The organism is Phyllobacterium sp. (assembly GCF_037994425.1).
Lineage (GTDB): Bacteria > Pseudomonadota > Alphaproteobacteria > Rhizobiales > Rhizobiaceae > Phyllobacterium.
This window is the reverse complement of the sequence record NZ_JBBNAM010000128.1, coordinates 15,115-32,954: the sequence shown is the minus strand read 5'-3', so window position 1 is coordinate 32,954 and position 17,840 is coordinate 15,115. Positions and strand designations below refer to the sequence as shown.

General features: G+C 58.7%; 13 protein-coding genes. 5 read left to right on the top strand and 8 right to left on the bottom strand.

The genetic code is table 11. The annotated features are described in order from the left end of the window. A partial coding sequence (locus AAAB35_RS09335; protein WP_340668013.1) for an adenylate/guanylate cyclase domain-containing protein occupies positions 1 to 1,747 on the top strand: 1,747 nt, incomplete at its 5' end. 287 nt (positions 1,748 to 2,034) lie between these two features. Here the strand turns inward: AAAB35_RS09335 and AAAB35_RS09330 are convergent. The 3 genes from AAAB35_RS09330 to AAAB35_RS09320 all read right to left on the bottom strand — a co-directional run bounded on the left by AAAB35_RS09330 (position 2,035) and on the right by AAAB35_RS09320 (position 7,505). Continuing rightward, positions 2,035 to 3,078, bottom strand: coding sequence for a FecR domain-containing protein (locus AAAB35_RS09330; protein ID WP_340668011.1), 1,044 nt, complete (start codon positions 3,076 to 3,078; stop codon positions 2,035 to 2,037). 105 nt (positions 3,079 to 3,183) lie between these two features. Beyond that, positions 3,184 to 6,333, bottom strand: coding sequence for an efflux RND transporter permease subunit (locus AAAB35_RS09325; RefSeq protein WP_340668010.1), 3,150 nt, complete (start codon positions 6,331 to 6,333; stop codon positions 3,184 to 3,186). Then, entirely contained in the window at positions 6,330 to 7,505 is a 1,176-nt protein-coding gene (locus AAAB35_RS09320; protein ID WP_340668009.1) for an efflux RND transporter periplasmic adaptor subunit, read from the bottom strand. Before AAAB35_RS09320 ends, AAAB35_RS09325 begins: the two co-directional genes overlap by 4 nt. Positions 7,506 to 7,707: 202 nt before the next feature. Here AAAB35_RS09320 and AAAB35_RS09315 point away from each other — a divergent pair, with 202 nt between their 5' ends. Beyond that, positions 7,708 to 7,929, top strand: a complete 222-nt coding sequence (locus AAAB35_RS09315; RefSeq protein ID WP_340668008.1) for a cysteine rich repeat-containing protein — start codon at positions 7,708 to 7,710, stop codon at positions 7,927 to 7,929. Between the two features lie 44 nt (positions 7,930 to 7,973). Here the strand turns inward: AAAB35_RS09315 and AAAB35_RS09310 are convergent, their stop codons facing one another. Then, positions 7,974 to 8,252 carry a HigA family addiction module antitoxin gene (locus tag AAAB35_RS09310; protein ID WP_340668007.1) on the bottom strand — a complete coding sequence of 93 codons (279 nt, stop codon included), beginning with the start codon at positions 8,250 to 8,252 and terminating at the stop codon, positions 7,974 to 7,976. A 285-nt stretch (positions 8,253 to 8,537) separates the two neighbouring features. Between AAAB35_RS09310 and AAAB35_RS09305 the strand changes: the two genes are divergently transcribed. Beyond that, the gene (locus AAAB35_RS09305) at positions 8,538 to 9,197 is read left to right on the top strand and encodes a peroxiredoxin (RefSeq protein WP_340668006.1); all 660 of its coding nucleotides are present in this window, start codon (positions 8,538 to 8,540) and stop codon (positions 9,195 to 9,197) included. Positions 9,198 to 9,270: 73 nt separating this feature from the next. Here AAAB35_RS09305 and AAAB35_RS09300 read toward each other — a convergent pair whose 3' ends face one another. The 4 genes from AAAB35_RS09300 to AAAB35_RS09285 form a co-directional block, all read right to left on the bottom strand. Further along, a complete protein-coding gene (locus AAAB35_RS09300; RefSeq protein WP_340668005.1) occupies positions 9,271 to 9,726 on the bottom strand; it encodes an RbsD/FucU family protein in 456 nt (151 codons plus the stop codon). 37 nt (positions 9,727 to 9,763) lie between these two features. After that, positions 9,764 to 12,148: an aldehyde dehydrogenase family protein gene (locus AAAB35_RS09295; protein WP_340668004.1), complete on the bottom strand. Its 2,385-nt coding sequence runs from the start codon at positions 12,146 to 12,148 to the stop codon at positions 9,764 to 9,766. A 4-nt stretch (positions 12,149 to 12,152) separates the two neighbouring features. Next, complete coding sequence (gene deoC / locus AAAB35_RS09290) at positions 12,153 to 13,082, bottom strand: deoxyribose-phosphate aldolase (protein ID WP_340668016.1); 930 nt, start codon at positions 13,080 to 13,082, stop codon at positions 12,153 to 12,155. Positions 13,083 to 13,342: 260 nt separating this feature from the next. Next, complete coding sequence (locus AAAB35_RS09285; RefSeq protein WP_340668003.1) at positions 13,343 to 14,077, bottom strand: DeoR family transcriptional regulator; 735 nt, start codon at positions 14,075 to 14,077, stop codon at positions 13,343 to 13,345. Between the two features lie 455 nt (positions 14,078 to 14,532). On the opposite strand from AAAB35_RS09285, the gene AAAB35_RS09280 reads away from it, so the two are divergent. Both AAAB35_RS09280 and AAAB35_RS09275 read left to right on the top strand, forming a co-directional pair. Beyond that, positions 14,533 to 16,482: a PrkA family serine protein kinase gene (locus tag AAAB35_RS09280; protein ID WP_340668002.1), complete on the top strand. Its 1,950-nt coding sequence runs from the start codon at positions 14,533 to 14,535 to the stop codon at positions 16,480 to 16,482. A 21-nt stretch (positions 16,483 to 16,503) separates the two neighbouring features. Continuing rightward, entirely contained in the window at positions 16,504 to 17,829 is a 1,326-nt protein-coding gene (locus AAAB35_RS09275; RefSeq protein WP_340668001.1) for a YeaH/YhbH family protein, read from the top strand. Positions 17,830 to 17,840 lie beyond the last annotated feature (11 nt).

Below are 17,840 nucleotides of genomic sequence, written 5' to 3'. Positions count from 1 at the left end.
GGGTTTCGGTCTGTCGAACGAAGGAAATTTTCGGCCGCCGGTGAAAGCCGGGTTTGCCTTTACCGGCGAAAGTCCCTTTGGAGCTCCGCCCCGCATCAAGGCGGCAACGCCGCTGCGCCCGCAGCTTCAGGAAAATGCAGCCGGGCTTGGCCATATCAGTCTCAACCCCGGCAGCTCCACGTCGGTTGTTCGTGCCGTTCCGCTGTTTCTGAGCGACGGCGAGCAACTCTATCCCAACCTCGCGATCGAGGCGCTGCGAGTTGCGCAGGGCGCGTCGACCTATGTACTGGCCGATGCCCCCGATGTACCGGATACGATTACCCAGGTGAAGATTGGCGAATTTACAGTGCCTGTAACCGCCGCTGGGGAACTTTGGCTCTACGTCAGTCCCGACCATGCCGAACGATACATTTCGGCACGGCGTGTCCTTGCAGCGGATGGGGACGCGCCCGCATTGGCCGCCGCCATTGAGGGCAGCATCGTCTTTGTCGGAACGTCGGCTGCGGGTTTGCAGGATATACGCGCCACGGCGCTCGGACAGAATGTGCCGGGCGTTTCTCTTCATGCCCAGACCGTCGAACAGATCCTTGCGGGCCGGTTTCTGGCAAGACCGGACTGGGCCAATGGACTTGAGATCCTGGCCGTTGCGGTCGGCGGTACTCTGCTTGTCCTCATCACCACGTTCGTAAGCCCGGCCTTCGCCCTCGCCTGCGGCCTATTGATAACGGCGCTTGGTCTTGCCGCATCCTGGCTCGCCTTCTACTACGGTGGGCTGCTGTTTGATCCCCTCGCCCCGATCATCAGTTGGTCAACCACGCATTTTGCGGCAACGGCATTCCGCTTTCTGGTGACGGACCGCGAGCGCCGCGAAGTCCGTCGGGCCTTCGGACACTATCTGTCTCCCTCGCTCCTTTATCGTATCGAGCATACCCGCGATGCCTTGCGCCTCGGGGGCGATGACCGGGAGCTTACGGTGATGTTTGTCGACGTGCGCAACTTCACTGAAATCAGCGAACGACTGGAGCCCACGGCTGTCGTCGGCTTTCTCAATACGCTTCTCGATGCCTTGAGCCGGCATGTGATCGCCAATGAAGGCACGCTCGACAAGTTCATCGGTGACTCGATCATGGCGTTCTGGAATGCACCCGTCGACGTCGCCGACCATGGCCGCAAGGCTGTAGAGGCCGCGTTGGCCATGCGCGAAACCCTTGTTGGGCTCAATGCACGAGACGCATTCGGCTTTGGCACGGAACAACCCGTCGGCATCGGCATCGGCATCCACACTGGCATCGCCTGCGTGGGCAACATGGGGGCCGAGACCCGGTTCAATTATTCGGCAGTCGGCGATGCCGTCAATGTCGCAGCGCGGATCGAGTCTTCCTGCAAGGACGTCGGTTTCGACATTCTCGTGTCCGACAACACCGCGCGGCTCGTGCCAAACTATGCATTGCTCGAGGTCGGCGACCTTGCCCTGAAGGGCAAGAGCATCAGGACCAAGCTCTTCGCCGTGGTTGGCGATGCGCAAGTCTCGGCGTCGGCAAAATTTGCCGAATTGCAGAAGATCCACCGGCAACTTGTCGAGGCCTTGCGCACGCACTCAACAACCAGCCGCCGCATGGTCAACGCCGCGAAGGCCAAGGCTTCGGATCTGGGCGTTGGCCTGCCGGAGTTCTATGGGCGGATATCGCGCCGGTCCCAGCACTATGTCGATGAGCCAAGGCGCAAAGGCAATGGCCATTCGCGCTAGCCGGAAGGCGCTCAACGAGAGGCATTCTGTTCGGATGGAAGCAGTTCGCTTGTCAGATGGCGCGATGATCCACACTCGATGGGTCGGGGCCGATTTCTGCCCCGTCGCACGAAGCCGCCTGACAAAGTCGGCGCGCCCACCAGGTGCAAGCGTGAAGGGACGGGGGAATTTTTCCGAGTAGCTTGCGGGTTTTGGCTTTGGACGATTAACCAGCGCTCGCCTTGTCAAACCTCGACCCTGAAGCCAATGACCGCCGGTACAAAGCTTCGATAAAAGGCACGACGCCTTTAACGCTGGTGCCGGCCACCGCTCCGACTGTCGCCGCCCCTGCGGTCACGGTCATGATGATCATCGTCACGGTCATGGTCGTGATGATCATGTTTGCCGTGGTGGTGGTGTTCCTTGTCAGGCTTGTGAGGCTTGTCCGGCGGATCGGGTGGCGTTTGTTGCGGGTCCGGTGACCCGGGTGACCCGGGTGGGTCTGGACGCGCGGGTGGAGCCGGCGGGGCAGGAGCGCTCGGCGGCGCAGGAGGGCTGGGTGGATCCGGCTGATTTTGGGCCACTGGTGCCGGCGAAGGTGCTGGCGGGGCGGGAGCCTGCGGTGCGGTGCGGGGCCGGCTTCTTTCAGGTGCCGTCTGGGCCGGATCTGTGAGCGAAGTGGAGAGCCCGCAACCGGTTGCAAATCTCCCGAACCCGGTAGAGAGCTGCTGACTACCGGACAAGAACGGCAGGGCCCGGGTATTGCCGAGCGTCTTGAAGATACCCTGGTTGACACGAGCCGGATTGGTCATGCGACCATTGGGCCGTGCAACAACGCAGTCGCAGCGCTTGGTCAGCTGGCGGCAGCCGCCTGGGCCACAAAAACCGACGGCGCCGTTGAGGAGCACGACAGCCGTGGTGCCGTCCCGATCAATATAGACGTCGAATGCGGTTCCGCGAACACCGATGGTCCCGGCAGGTGTCACGATTTCGTAGGCGGACGATTTCGAGTTGCCGCTGATCCAGCGAAATGTCCCTTTTGCCGCCTTGATGGTAAGTTTCTTCACCTTGTCGGAATCGTCGAAGACGAATTTGTCGAGCGTGACGGACGAGCCCCAGCCCACGGCGAGTTTGGTGCCATCCTTGAACACGAACTGGCCAAGCCCGTTCGGGGACGTACTGATACGTTCGTTGCGATGCACCGGGTCGGCAACAGCCAGCGACCCGCCCGCACCGGTCACTTCGGTCTTGATCCGGACCGCTTCGCCAATTGCTTCGGCAGCAACTGCGGGCCTCGGGCTAAACAGCGCGAGGCTCAACGCCACGATCGCGGCACCACGCATCCACGTCATGGCACCCCCTTACCAAAGGAGGCAGGTTACCATGTCAAATTGCGAAAAGTCGTGTTATCCCTTTGAGCTAAGTCGGACGCAAAGGCACCACGTCCATCGCGCTGACTAGTTTGCATCTGCGGCAGGCAGCTTTGCAGGCTGCTTGCGGGCCGCCCGCCACTCCTCGAAACGCTGCATGATGACGAAGAATGATGGCACGAACAGTACCGCAAGGCAGGTCGAAGCGATCATGCCGCTGAAAACGGTAATGCCGATTGACCTGCGCGCGCTGGCACCGGCGCCCGTGGCCACGACGAGCGGTGCGACGCCGAGTATGAAGGCGAATGAAGTCATCAGGATCGGACGGAACCGGGACCTTGCGGCCTCCGTTGCGGATTCTGCGATCGACTTGCCCGATGCCCTTAGTTCCCGTGCCATTTCGACGATCAGGATGGCATTCTTGGCAGAAAGCGCAATGAGCAGGATCAAGCCGATCTGAACATAGAGATTGATGGGCGTGTTCGCACCAAGGAGTATCGAGACCGGTCCAACGAGCGACATTGGCGCGGCAAGAAGCACCGAAACTGGTGCTATCCAGCTTTCATACTGACCGGCCAGAACGAGATAAACCAAAAGCAGGGCGAGCGCGAAGACGAGATACATCTGGTTGCCGACAATCTTTTCCTGGAACGAAAGGGCGGTCCAGTCGAAGCCAAAGCCGGACGGCAAGGTCTTGGCGGCAATCTGCTCCATGAGGCTCATGGCCTGACCTGACGAGAAGTTCGCTTCCGGAACGCCGGTGATCGAAGCGGATGGATAAAGATTGTAAAGGCTGATCAATGACGGGCCGATGCTCGGCGTGATTGAAAGCACAGTCCCGAGCGGGATCATATCGCCGTTCTTGTTGCGTACCGTGAGATTATTGATGTTGTCCGGCGTCAGGCGAAATTGAGCATCGCCCTGAACGTAGATCTGAAAGACACGGCCGAATTTGTTGAACTGGTCGACATAGCTCGAGCCGAGATAGCTTGCCAATGTGTCGAAGACCTGGTCGCTCGTCAAAAGCAGGGTCTCGACCTTCTCACGATTGATCACAACATCGTATTGCGGCACTGTCGCGCGAAACGGCGCGCTTGCCCGCTGGATACCTGACTGTGATTCAGCGGCGGTCACGATGGTGTTCGTCACGCTCTGCAATTTTGCAAGATCGAAGCTCCCATCGCGCACCTCGATCTGCATGGTAAAGCCGCCGGCATTGCCGATGCCCTGGATCGGCGGTGGCGGCAGGACAATGACCCGGGCGTCTTTATTGGCGGCCAGGCTCGTGTTGAGCTTCTGGTAGAGTGAGGCAAGATCCTCCCCCTTGCCCCGTTCGCTCCAGTCGTTGAGCATGATGTATGCGAGGCCCGCATTGGCAAGGGTTGAACTGTTATCCAGCGCCGACATGCCGGCGATGGTGATGACCTGCTTTACCCCCGGCGTGTCCTTGGCGACCTTGCCGATATCTTCGAGAACCTTTTCCGTGCGCCCGAGTGCAGCGCCATCGGGAAGCTGGACCGCAGCGAGCAGATAGCCCTGGTCCTCGATCGGCAGAAAACTCGTCGAGGCGCGCGACAACCCGTAGCCGGCCACGCCTATGATGGCCAATGCGATGACGGCCATGAGGCCGGCGCGGCTCACCATCGATCCGATCAGCCGGACATAGACATTTTCCAGGCGCTGGTAGAGCGCATTGAAGCCGCGATAGAACGCGTTGCGCTTTTCCATCGGCACGGTTGGCCGCAGCCATAAGGCGCACTGGGTCGGCTTGAGCGTTACGGCATTGATGGCGCTGATCAGCGCCGTTGCAGCAATAACCAGGGCAAACTGCGAGAAAATCTGACCGGTAATACCCGGCAGAAACGATGCTGGCAAAAACACGGCCATCAAAACGAGGGTGATGCCGACAATCGGACCGAACAACAGGTCCATCGCGCTAATGGCAGCATCATGACCCGACATGCCCTGCTCGATATTGTGGGCAGCGCCTTCAACGACGACGATGGCGTCGTCGACCACGATGCCGATGGCAAGAACGATTGCGAACAGCGTCGACAGGTTGACGGAAAAGCCCATCGCCGCCATCGCCGCAAAGGCGCCGATGATCGTAACCGGCACGGTGGTGGCCGGCACCAGCATGGCTCGCCAGTCCTGCAGGAAGACGAGAATGACGATCAGGACAAGAAGCGCCGCTTCAAAGAGCGTCTTGTAGACTTCGTTGATCGCCTGGCTGACGAACGTCGTCGTATCGAATGGGATGGAATAGGCGACGCCTTGCGGAAATTCGGCGGCGAGGGCTTTCATGCGCGCGCTGACCCGGTTGGCCACATCGAGTGCATTTGCGCCCGGCGACAGAAATATTGCAAGGCCCGCGGCCTGCTTGCCATCGAGTTTGAAGGACTGGCTGTAGGTCTGGGCGCCAAGCTCGACGCGGCCAATATCGCGGACCCGGGTAAAGTCGCCATTGGTACCGGTCTTGACGATGACGGCCGCGAACTCTTCGGGATCGCTAAGACGGCTTTCGACGTTGATTGTGTATTGAAACGACTGATTATCCGGCACCGGCGGAATGCCGACCTGTCCGGCGGTAACCTGGGTGCTTTGCTGTTGAAGCGCCTGGATGACGTCCTGCGCGGTCAGGCCGCGTGCCTGCATCTTGTTCGCGTCAAGCCAGATACGCATGGAATACTGGCCCGCGCCGAAGACGCTTACATTGCCAACGCCAGGGACACGCGCCAGTTCGTCTTTCAGACGGATCGTGGCGTAGTTGCTGAGAAAGAGGCTATCGAAGCGGTCATCCGGCGAGGTAAGGGTCACGATTTCGAGGATCGACGTCGATTTTTTCTGGACGTTGACGCCCTGGACCTGCACCGACTGGGGCAGCGCTGCGAGAGCTGCGGAAACCCGGTTCTGCACCAGCACCTGGGCCGCGTCCAGATCGGTGCCGATGGCGAAGGTGACGGTCAGCGTATAACTGCCGTCGGAGGCGGAATAGGACTGCATGTAAAGCATGCCCTCGACGCCATTGACCTGCTGTTCGATGGGCAAGGCCACCGTATCGATCAACGTGCGGGCGCTCGCACCCGGATAGCGGGTCGTGACCTGCACCGTCGGCGGCACAACGTTCGGATATTGGGCAATCGGCAGGCTGTAAAGCGACACGAACCCGATGACCACCATTAAAATGGCAATGACATTGGCAAGAACCGGGCGCTCGATGAAGAACTTTGAGATCATTGCGTTACGTCGTCCCCGGCCGTGGCGGTGAGGACCGTCATTTGCGGTTCGATCTTCTGCCCGGGTATGGCCGTGAGGAGACCAGAAACAACGATGCGATCGTCAGGGGTAATGCCGGAACGGATGACGCGCAATTCTCCGACGAGCTGGCCGATCTGTACCGTGCGCTGCTCGACGACATCATCCTTGCCGGCGACGAGAACATATCGCCCGCTCTGGTCGCTGCCAATGGCCCGGTCCGGCACGAGCAGTCTGTCGGGCTCCTCGAAAAGCGGGACACGCACACGCACGAAATAGCCGGGCAATAATTGCCGCGCAGCGTTGTCAAGAACGCCGCGCACGGCAAGCTGGCCCGTATTGGCCGTAACGGTCGGCGCCGCGTAGTCGAGCGTTCCAATATGGGGGAAGCCAGTCTCGGTCTGAAGGCCGACCTCCACGGGTATTTTCTTCAGATCCTGCGTTGTCACGCCGCGCTTTTGCATCGTGGCCCGAATGCGCAGGACATCCTTCTCGCTGACATTGAAGTCTACATAGATCGGATCGAACTGAACGATACTGGCAAGCGTCGAAACATTGTTGGGGCCGACGAGTTCACCGACCGAGACGAGCCGTGCCGTGACGACACCATCGAACGGGGCCTTGACCTGCGTATAGCTGAGGTTGAGTTCGGCCTGCTGGATACTGGCTGCCGCCTGCTGCTGGGCGGCGACGTTGGCATCGCGCGCTGCCTCAGCCTTCTCAAGGTCCTGCTGCGTGGCAAAGGTCTTGGTCACAAGTGCCTTCTGGCGTTCAAATTCCGCCTCGGACTGCTTGACCGCCGCATCGGCGGACGCCTTGGCCGAGTTGGCCTGGTCGAGCGCAAGTTCGTAGGGCTGCGGTTCTATGACGAAGAGGACTGTTCCCGCCTTGACTGCATCCCCATCCCTGTAGTTGATTTCCTGGATAAAGCCCTGGACTCGGGCAACAAGCGCAGTTGCGTTGACGGACGACGTCGTGCCGGTTGCCTCCAGGAAGGGCGTTACATTCTGCTTGAGCGGCAATGCCACATCGACCTGGGGCGGCGGCGGCGCAACGTATGTGTTCTGTTCACTGCAGGCCGCAAGTAGGGCCATTCCCGCAACGAGCCCGGCAAAGACGATGGCCTCCCTCAAAAGTGAGGATGGCCCCTTCATGGTGCGTTCAAATGGTGAGAATCGTTGCGCGCGTGCCTCGTCGGGCGCGCAGGATGTTGGTCGGCGCCTTTCGGCATGGAACGCTATCGCACCTGCCATCAAACTCCCCAATTGCCGTTGGTTGCAGGCAAATCCTGGGTGATGCTACGTTATTCCGCCATCAAGGGATAGATCGTCATTGGCAAATTTTGGGAGCGTTGTCATGCGGTTGTTCTTGAGTTTCCTTGCCTTGGGCGTTGGATTTTCTGGCGGCACGTCACTCGCCCAAACGGCCGCCGAACGGCAGGCCTGCATGCCGGACTACGAGAAATATTGCACAGGTGTGGCTCCGGGGGGCGGGCGCATCATCGCCTGTCTGGCCAAACAGTTGGACAAGCTGTCGCCCGAATGCAGGAAGGTAGTTGAGACCCACGCGCCAAAGTAGGCGCCAAACGAGGCGTGCCCATCTTGATGCGAGAAAACCGCCGTTCATGCCGGGGTTTTATTCATCTCCTGTTGGCGGTGCCATTTCGATTGCAAGAGGAACCAGAAGTCCGGCATGATGGCGAATGACCGCTCGATGCGAAGGGCGATGTCATAGGTTATGGGATGCCGTCCGGCTATGATGGCATCGAGGGTCGCTACCGGCAGGTCAGCTTCTCTTGCAAAGTCTTCCACGGAAATGCCGCGAGACTGGATGCATTCAAGCAAATGCTGACCGGGGTGGATCGCCCAATGCGCAGTCCATCGATTGGCTGATGTATTCATCTTGCTTGCCGATCTGTTTCGCATGACACGGGCGAATTATCGTTGTGTCGCGTGTCAGACAAGTGAAAAAATCATGGCGCAAAGGCGGCAGGCAGGAACTGCCAATCAAGAACGCGTGAGCCGGCCTGTCCGGGGCCTGCCGGAAACCAAAGATATTGGACGGCGATGATTGTTCAGCGCCAACGGGCCGTGCTAGGCTTGAGCCCAATCCAACGCCAGCCCGCTCATCTTGGCTGGACCGATAAAAACGTTGGTTTCAATCGTCATCGGACTGGGAGAACTGCCATGGGCCTTCGCATCAATGACACTGCACCGGATTTTACCGCTGAGACCACACAGGGTGAGATCCATTTTCACGACTGGATCAAGGACAGCTATGCCGTGCTGTTCAGCCATCCGAAGGACTTTACACCTGTCTGCACGACCGAACTTGGCTATATGGCCGGCCTCGCTCCCGAATTTGCCAAGCGCAATGCCAAGATCATCGGCATCTCGGTCGATCCTGTCGAAAGTCATGCCAAGTGGAAGGCGGACATCAAGGCTGCGACCGGACACGAGGTCGACTATCCGTTGATCGGCGACAAGGAACTGAAGGTCGCCAAGCTCTACGACATGCTGCCGGCTGAGGCAGGTGAAACGTGCGAGGGCCGCACGCCTGCCGACAACGCGACTGTGCGTTCGGTATTCGTCATTGGGCCTGACAAGAAGATCAAGCTCACACTCACCTATCCGATGACGACTGGCCGAAACTTCGATGAGATCCTGCGTGCCATCGACAGTATCCAGCTGACGGCAAAGCACCAGGTGGCAACACCTGCGCAATGGAAGCAGGGCGAGGATGTGATCATCACTGCTGCTGTCTCGGATGAAGACGCCACGCAGCGCTTTGGCGAGTTCGAGCGCGTACTGCCCTATCTGCGCAAGACCAAGCAGCCACGGGCGTAAAAACCGTTTCGATCAGAGGGAGTGGTTCTGAATTCATCGCCGCCAGCGCCGAAGCGCAGGCGGCGATTGCTTGTCAGACTGTTTCAGGCGCAATGACGCCTTTCTTCAGAAGGAAGCACCCGTAAAAACGGGTCTCGCCGGTCGCAATAACGCAATAGGCCTTCTTGGCTTCTTCATAGAACGCGAAACGCTCAATGCCGTACATCGGCGTAGCCTTGCCTTCCGCCGCATCGACCTGCGCCTGCACTTCGCGTTGAACTGGCGGGAGTTCGTCTGGCGCTCCCATGACCTGCATGCGTCCCACGGACGGCTGTAGCGGCGTATCCAGCGGCAGGACCGATAATATGGCCTTTACGGCGCGGGCGGCTGACACATTGTCGATCCGCAGGAGTTTGCCCACTGTCGTTTGTCGTGCAATGGCATCGGAAGGAAAGTTGGTATCGGAAATCACCAGCGTGTCAGCGTGACCCATGGACCGCAAGGCGTGCAGCACGTCCGCGTTGAGCGCCGGGTCAATATTCTTGAGCATGAACTTCCTCCAGAGTTTCACAGATCATCGACTATTCCTACTCCCCGTAAGGAATCCAGATATTCTTTACATCGACCGCCCGGCGCAGGAACAGCGTTCCTTCGGCGGCTGTGCGATCGTACCAGTCGGTTGCCTTGCCATAATCAACAAACGTGCGCTTGAGATTGCCAACCGACAGCTTCTCCACGATTGTCGACAGCTCCGCGCTGCCAAAGGCCCAAAGCGCATCGACGTCGTTGTGGGCCGCAAGGGTCGTGGCAAGGTCCATCGCCGATCCGGTGACGATATTGACGACGCCCGCAGGCACATCCGAGGTCTCCAGGATCGAATAGAAGTCCGTTGCGGAAAGCGGATATGCCTCGCTCGGCACAGCGACGACGCGATTGCCCATTGCGATCAACGGCGCAATCAGGCTGACAAAGCCAAGAAGCGGCGCCTCCGGCGGACAGATGACACCGGCCACCCCCAAAGGCTCCGGCATGGCCAGCGCGGCACCGCGCAGCGGTGGCGCATGAACGACGCCCTCAAACTTGTCCGCCCAGGCGCCATAGGTGAAGAGCCGCGCGATCGAAGCCTCCACCTCTGCCCTTGCCGCGGCGGCCGAAGCACCGGTCATGGCGACAAGGCGCGCAGCAAATTCATCGGCGCGTCCGCTCAAGTTCTCGGCGATATAATAAAGAATCTGCGCACGATTATGCGTCGTCGCGCCCGACCATGCGGATGCTGCCTTCGCAGCCGCCACGGCATTGCGAATATCCTTGCGATTGCCCTCGCCGACTTCACCGATCAGTTTGCCCCTGGGCGAGATGACGGCGCGCGAATAATTGCCGTCCGGCCGCGCCTGCTTGCCGCCGATGAACAGCTTGGCCGTGCGGTCGATCACTGGCAGGGAAAAATCCCCCGTGACAGGCTTGCTTTGAGGAACGGCTGGCAGGACACGCGTCTTGCGGCCGATCCACGCCTTCGGTTTCAAATATTCAAAGCAGCCTTCGCGCCCGCCTTCGCGGCCGAAACCAGATTCCCGTTTTCCGCCAAAACCGACCGAAGCATCGAAAAGATTCGTCGCATTGACCCACACGACGCCGGCGGCGAGTTTGGCCGAAACGTTCAGCGCCAGTCCGATCGTTTCGCTCCATACGCTGGCGGAAAGCCCATAGCGCGAATTGTTGGCAAGCTCGATGGCTTCCTCTGGCGTGCGGAACGTCATGGAAACTGCAACCGGTCCGAAGATCTCTTCCGTTGCGACGATCGAGGTTGGCTGCACGCCGCTTAGAAGTGTCGGCGGATAAAAGCTCCCAACCTTTGGCATATCGATCTTGGGCTGGTGAAGGACTGCGCCTTCGGCAAGCCCCTTCTTGACCAGCAATTCGATCCGGTCCAGTTGCACTGGCGCGACGATCGCGCCCATGTCGATGCACTTGTCGAGGGGCGGTCCGACCCGCAGCGTCTGCATCCGGCGCTTCAGTCGATCATGGAAAAGCCTGGCAATGCCTTCCTGAACAATGAGCCGGGAGCCGGCACAGCAAACCTGTCCCTGGTTGAACCAGATGGCATCGACGACCCCTTCGACGGCCCCGTCGATGTCGGCGTCATCAAAGACGATGAATGGCGACTTGCCACCAAGTTCGAGCGTCAGAGACTTGCCGCTACCTGCCGTGCGTTCCCGGATCATGCGGCCGACTTCAGTCGATCCGGTGAAGGCGATCTTGTCGATATCATCGTGATCGACGATCAACGCGCCGCTCTCGCCCTCGCCGGTGACGATGTTAAGGACACCCGCCGGAAGGCCTGACGCCGCTGCAAGCTCTGCAAACAGCAGCGCCGTGAGTGACGTAAATTCGGCTGGTTTGAGAACAAGCGTGTTGCCGAGCGCCAGCGCCGGAGCAATTTTCCAGGCGAGCATAAGGAAGGGAAAGTTCCAGGGAATGATCTGCCCGACAACGCCGACGGGAACGTGATCGGCAAATTCCGTGTCCTGAATCTGGGCCCAGCCGGCATGATGATAAAAATGCCGGGCGGCGAGCGGGACATCGATATCGCGGGTTTCGCGGATCGGCTTGCCATTGTCGATTGCTTCGACCACGGCGATCAGGCGCGCGTGCCGCTGGATCATCCGGGCGAGCGCGTAGAGGTGGCGGGCGCGGACGTGGCCAGGCAACTTCGCCCAGGCAGCCTGGGCCTTGCGCGCAGCGCCCACCGCCTTGTCCACATCGGCTTTCGCTGCGATGGCAAGTCTGGCGAGAAACTTGCCCGTGGCGGGCTCGAACGTGTCGAAGGACTTGCCCGATGCCGCCGGCGTGAACGCGCCATCGATGAAGTGGCCAAAACTGGAGTTGTGACGCGTTAACCAGGCCCGGGCTTCGGTGTCGGATTCGGGCGCCGGCCCGTAGGACATTTCGTCAAAATAACTCGCGACTGTCATGGCATTATCCGATCGGGTGTCTGTTGAGCGCGGAATAGGCGCCCGTAACGTGATGTTCCAGTTGCCGCTCTATGTCGGCGAGAAGGCTTGACGCGCCGACACGGAAGAGTTCCGGTTCCAGCCATTCGCGGCCGAGCTCGTCTTTCATCAGGAACTGATAATTGAGCACGTCCTTTGCCGCCGAGATTCCGCCGGCCGGCTTGTAGCCGATTTTAATGCCGGTGCGCTCCTCATAGGCGCGGATCATGCGCAGCATGACGAGCGTCACAGCAAGGGTGGCGTTCACGCCCTCTTTTCCGGTGGATGTCTTAATGAAATCGGCGCCAGCCATCATGCACACCAACGAGGCACGCGCCACATTGCGCAAGGTCTTCAGATCACCGGTTGCAAGGATTGCCTTGATATGTGCGTCGCCGCAGGCGGACCGATAATCCTGCATTTCGTCATAAAGCGCCTGCCAGTTGCCGGTCAGCACATGCTCGCGGGTGATGACAATGTCGATTTCCTTGGCGCCGTCCGCAACGGAAGCCTCGATCTCCTTAACCTTCAGGTGGTGTGGGCTGAGACCGGCCGGAAAGCCGGTGGACACAGCAGCAACCGGAATACCTGAATTGCCGAGCGCTTCCACTGCCGTTGTTACGAAGCGATGGTAAACGCACACGGCCCCTGTCGTGATCGACCGACTGCCCATGCCCATAGCTTCAAGAAGGTCCCGCCTGACCGGGTTCATCGCCTTGGCGCAAAGCCGCTTGACCCTTTCAGGCGTATCGTCACCATTGAGCGTCGTCAGATCGATACAGGTTACGGCTTTTAGCAGCCACGCCGCCTGTGCATCCTTTTTTACGGTCCGTCGCCCCGGAAGGCTCGCCACACGCCGCTCGACCGCCGACAAATTAACCCGCGCATCCACGACCCAGGAAAGATCAAGCTCCATACCGGGATTGCGCGGCCAGCCATTTGTCTTGGCATCATCCCCGATTTTCCTCACGGGTGGCCTTGCTGCTGCAACCCCACTGTCGTCAGGTGCTGTGGTTATCCGGATTTTTTCCACGCAGAACATCCTCCAGCCGTGGCATTATTGTAGCACAGGCGCTTCGTTGTCGGTGGCCAGAGCGTTCTGGTTATCCACGCCGAGTGTTAATTGTTACGATCATGCCAAAGTTTTGTTATTTTTCTATCAAATCGGATATCCCGTCAAGGGACTTTGGGCAGGTCGACCTCGCCATCCTCGGTGATGATTGCCTGGAAGGCCGCAACGGGCGCGAAGATGACGGGCTTTATCTTGCCGATTTTGCTCGTGTCTGCAACGAGAAGGCTCATTTCGGCGAGTTCAATGACCCTCTGCTTGACGGGAGCCTCGTGAAAGTGGGCGCAGGACGCGCCGCGGTTCAAATCGAGGCCAGCGGCGGAAATGAACGCGGTATTGATGCCAAGCTTACCCAGCGTTTCAAGGCCCGAATCGCCTGAAAAGGAAGCCGATGATGGGTAGTAAAGCCCGCCCAGCATCACCAGGCTGACGTTCGGCCGACGGGTGAGCCTTTCGGCAACATTGAGCGCATAGCATATCGCGGTGATCTTGTAGTCCGCTGGCACGTGGTCGATGAGACTGAGGAGTGTGGTGCCGCAATCGATGAAAATGGTATCGTCAGGACGAACGTATCTTGCCGCATGCGCGCAGGCCTTTGCCTTGGCCGCTGCATGGCTGTCCACCGCCTGCGACAAATCGTACGGACCGTCATTCCAGAAATCACCCGCCGGAACAATGTGCCCGCCGAGATAGCCAAACTGGTCGGGGTTTTCAGCAACATCGCGGCGAACGGTCATCTCGGAAACGTTGAGAAGCACGGCCGCATCCTTGAGACGCAGCACCCGCCGCGACCGCAGCGCTCCCGAAAGATCGGCTATTCGCCGTGCCTTGCGGCTTACCATGCATTTCCTCCCGAAAGCTTTGACCGAGACTGTCACAACTGTTAGAAACATAACAGATTGTTTTTAAGCGGCAATGAAACGCACGAACAGGCGCACAATGCCAAGCGCCACCGGAAGGGGTCGTCGCCCAACCCGAAATGAGCACGAGCCACCCTTTGGCGCCGTTGCTCCACTTTTCTGATATCTTGACGCAGATTCTTTGTCGTTACCTATACAACTTGCCAAAGAGACTACTTACATCTTTGGTGAAGGAAAGACGACGAAAGGTGATCGTCACCTCATTGCAGACACAACTATGTGCCTAATTTGCATGTACACGAGATAACAACAATTAGTGTCTTGCACAGTGGAGCGACTCACCTGACAGTGTAACCATTCGGCATGCAATCCTCTGAGCGGAGGGGCGGCCCCTTCAGCTCAAGTTCCTTCGAATTTGCATGCGCTGGAGGTCGATTATGACGACGCAGGCATCTGACGTATTTAGTCTCTTCTCGGAGATCTATAGCAGCGAAAAGCAGGAAGAGATGAGCCTGCAAGAGTACCTGCTGGCCTGCCGTAATGATCCAAAGATGTTTGCCACTGCTTCTGAACGCATGGTGGATGCTATTGGTGAACCGACCCTGATCGACACCAGCACCGATGAGCGTCTTGGCCGCATATTCCTCAATCGGACAATCAAGATTTATCCTGCCTTTGCAGACTTTTATGGGATGGAAGACACGATCGAGCGCATCGTCGGCTATTTCCGCTACGCCGCGCAGGGTCTTGAGGAGCGCAAGCAGATACTCTATCTGCTCGGCCCGGTCGGTGGTGGTAAGTCGTCACTTGCCGAACGGTTGAAGCAATTGATGGAGCGTCGCCCCATCTACACGCTGAAGGCCGGTAGCCAGATCAGCCCCATATTCGAATCGCCCCTCGGCCTGTTTCAACCCGACCGTATGGCCGGGCTTCTTGAAGACAAGTACGGCATATCGCGCCGCCGCCTCAATGGCCTGATTTCGCCGTGGGCGTCAAAGCGGCTCGATGAATTTGCCGGCGACATCTCCAAGTTCGGCGTCGTGAAATTGACCCCGTCGCGCCTGCGCCAGATCGGCATCGCCAAGACTGAACCGGGCGATGAGAACAACCAGGACGTTTCTTCGCTCGTCGGCAAGGTGGATATCCGCCAGCTCGAGAATTTCAGCCAGGCCGATCCTGACGCCTATTCCTATAGCGGCGGCTTGAACCGGACGACGCAGGGCATGCTCGAATTCGTCGAAATGTTCAAGGCGCCGATCAAGGTCCTGCACCCGCTTTTGACGGCGACCCAGGAAGGCAACTATAACGGCACCGAGAACTTTGGTGCATTCCCATTCCAGGGGATCATTCTCGCTCACTCGAACGAATCCGAATGGCTGCAGTTCAAGAACAACAAGAACAACGAGGCCTTCCTTGACCGCATGTCGGTCGTCAAGGTCCCCTATTGCCTGCGGGTTACCGAGGAAAAGCAGATCTACGAAAAGCTTTTGCGCGAGAGCGAACTTGTCAGCAACCCCTGTGCGCCGGAAGTGCTGGAAATCCTCAGCCGCTTCACGGTCTCGACACGGCTTGCCGAACACGAGAATTCACCGCTTTACACGAAGATGCGGGTCTATGACGGTGAGAACCTGCGCGAGTCTGATCCGAAAGCAAAATCTGTGCAGGAATACCGTGATGCCGCAGGTGTCGACGAAGGCATGAACGGCATAAGCACCCGGTTTGCCTTCAAGGTCCTGTCAGAGACATTCAACTATGATACCAAGCAGGTCGCGGCCGACCCCGTGCATCTGATGTATGTGCTTGAGCAATCCGTCAAACGCGAGCAATTCCCGCAGGAGATCGAACAGAACTATCTCGATTTCATCAAATCAGAGCTTGCGTCCCGTTACGCCGAATTCATCGGCCACGAAATCCAGAAGGCCTATCTCGAATCCTATAGCGAATATGGTCAGAACCTTTTCGACCGCTACATTTCCTATGCCGATGCCTGGATTGAGGACCAGGACTACAAGGACCCGGATACCGGACAGATACTCAACCGCAGCATTCTCGACAGCGAACTGTCGCAGATCGAAAAGCCGGCCGGCATCGCCAATCCGAAGGACTTCCGCAACGAAGTCGTGAAGTTCACCCTTCGTGCCAAGGCGAAGAACAATGGCCGCAATCCCTCGTGGACGAGCTACGAAAAGTTGCGCGAAGTCATTGAGAAGCGCATGTTTGGCCAGGTGGAGGACCTTTTGCCGGTCATCAGCTTCGGTTCGAAGAAGGATGGCGCTACCGAGAAACAGCATACGGAGTTTGTCCAGCGCATGGTCGAACGGGGTTATACGGAACGGCAGGTTCGTAGACTGGTCGATTGGTACATGCGAGTAAACAAGGCGGGGTGATCGCCGAAGGAAGGTGCGTGCATGCCCAGCTTCATCGATCGCCGCCTTAATCCGAAGGACAAAAGCCTCAGCAATCGCCAGCGCTTTCTGCGCCGCGCGCGCGGCGAGTTGAAGCGTGTCGTCCATGAAAAGATAAAGTCCGGCAAGATCGTCGATGTCGACGCTGGCCACAGGGTTCCTTTTCCCCTTGACGGAACCAGCGAGCCGAGCTTTCAGCCGGACCGCAGCACGGGCCGACGCGAGCACGTGCTTCCTGGAAACAAGGAATTCATCTCCGGCGACCGTCTGGCCAAACCTGGTCAGGGTGGCGGGACGGGCGCTGGCAAGGGCGCAGCGGCTGAGGGCGATATGGAGGACGATTTTCAGTTCGTCCTGTCGCGCGAGGAGGTACTTGATCTGTTTTTCGAAGATCTCGAGCTTCCGGACATGGTCAAGTCCAGTCTCAAGGAAGCCGTTACCTTTCGCTCGCGCCGCGCCGGCTTTACCATCGCCGGGTCCCCGACCAACATCAATGTCGGCAGGACCATGCGCAACAGCTTTGGCCGGCGCATAGCGCTGCAGCGTCCGAAACTTTCCCAGGTGGAAGCCCTGGCCAAGGATATCGAGGAACTTGAAGCAAAGCATCCAAAGGCGGGAAGTGCCTCATTCGACCGACTGGCCAAGATGCGCAGCGAAATGGAACGTCTCGAACGTCGGCGCAAGGTTGTCGGCTACATCGATCCGGTCGACATTCGCTTCAATCGTTTCGAGCCGCAGCCACTGCCCAATGCCAGTGCAGTCATGTTCTGCCTGATGGACGTTTCCGGTTCCATGGGTGAACGCGAGAAGGATCTTGCAAAACGCTTCTTCGTTCTCCTCCACCTTTTTTTGAAACGCCGTTACGAGCGCATCGATATCGTCTTCATCCGTCATACCCATCAGGCCCACGAGGTCGATGAAGAGACCTTCTTTCGCAGCACCCAAAGCGGCGGTACCGTGGTATCGACGGCGCTGGAGGAGATGCAGCGCATTATCCTCGAACGGTATCCCAGTCGGGATTGGAACATATACGCCGCACAGGCATCGGACGGCGACAACCTTGCCGGCGATTCGGAACATTGCGTCAATCTGCTGAATAAAGACATCATGAAGCTTTGCCAGTATTATGCCTATGTCGAGATCCTGGACGAACGCGAGAGTGCCATATTCCGCTCCACTGATAATGGCACCTCACTGTGGCGTTCCTATCGACAAGTGGGGGAGAATTGGCGAAACTTCCAGATGACGCGAATAGCCAAACCAGGCGACATCTATCCGGTGTTCCGCCAGCTCTTCGCCAAGCAACCATCTTCCGCCAAGAACGGCTGAGCGGGGTGACA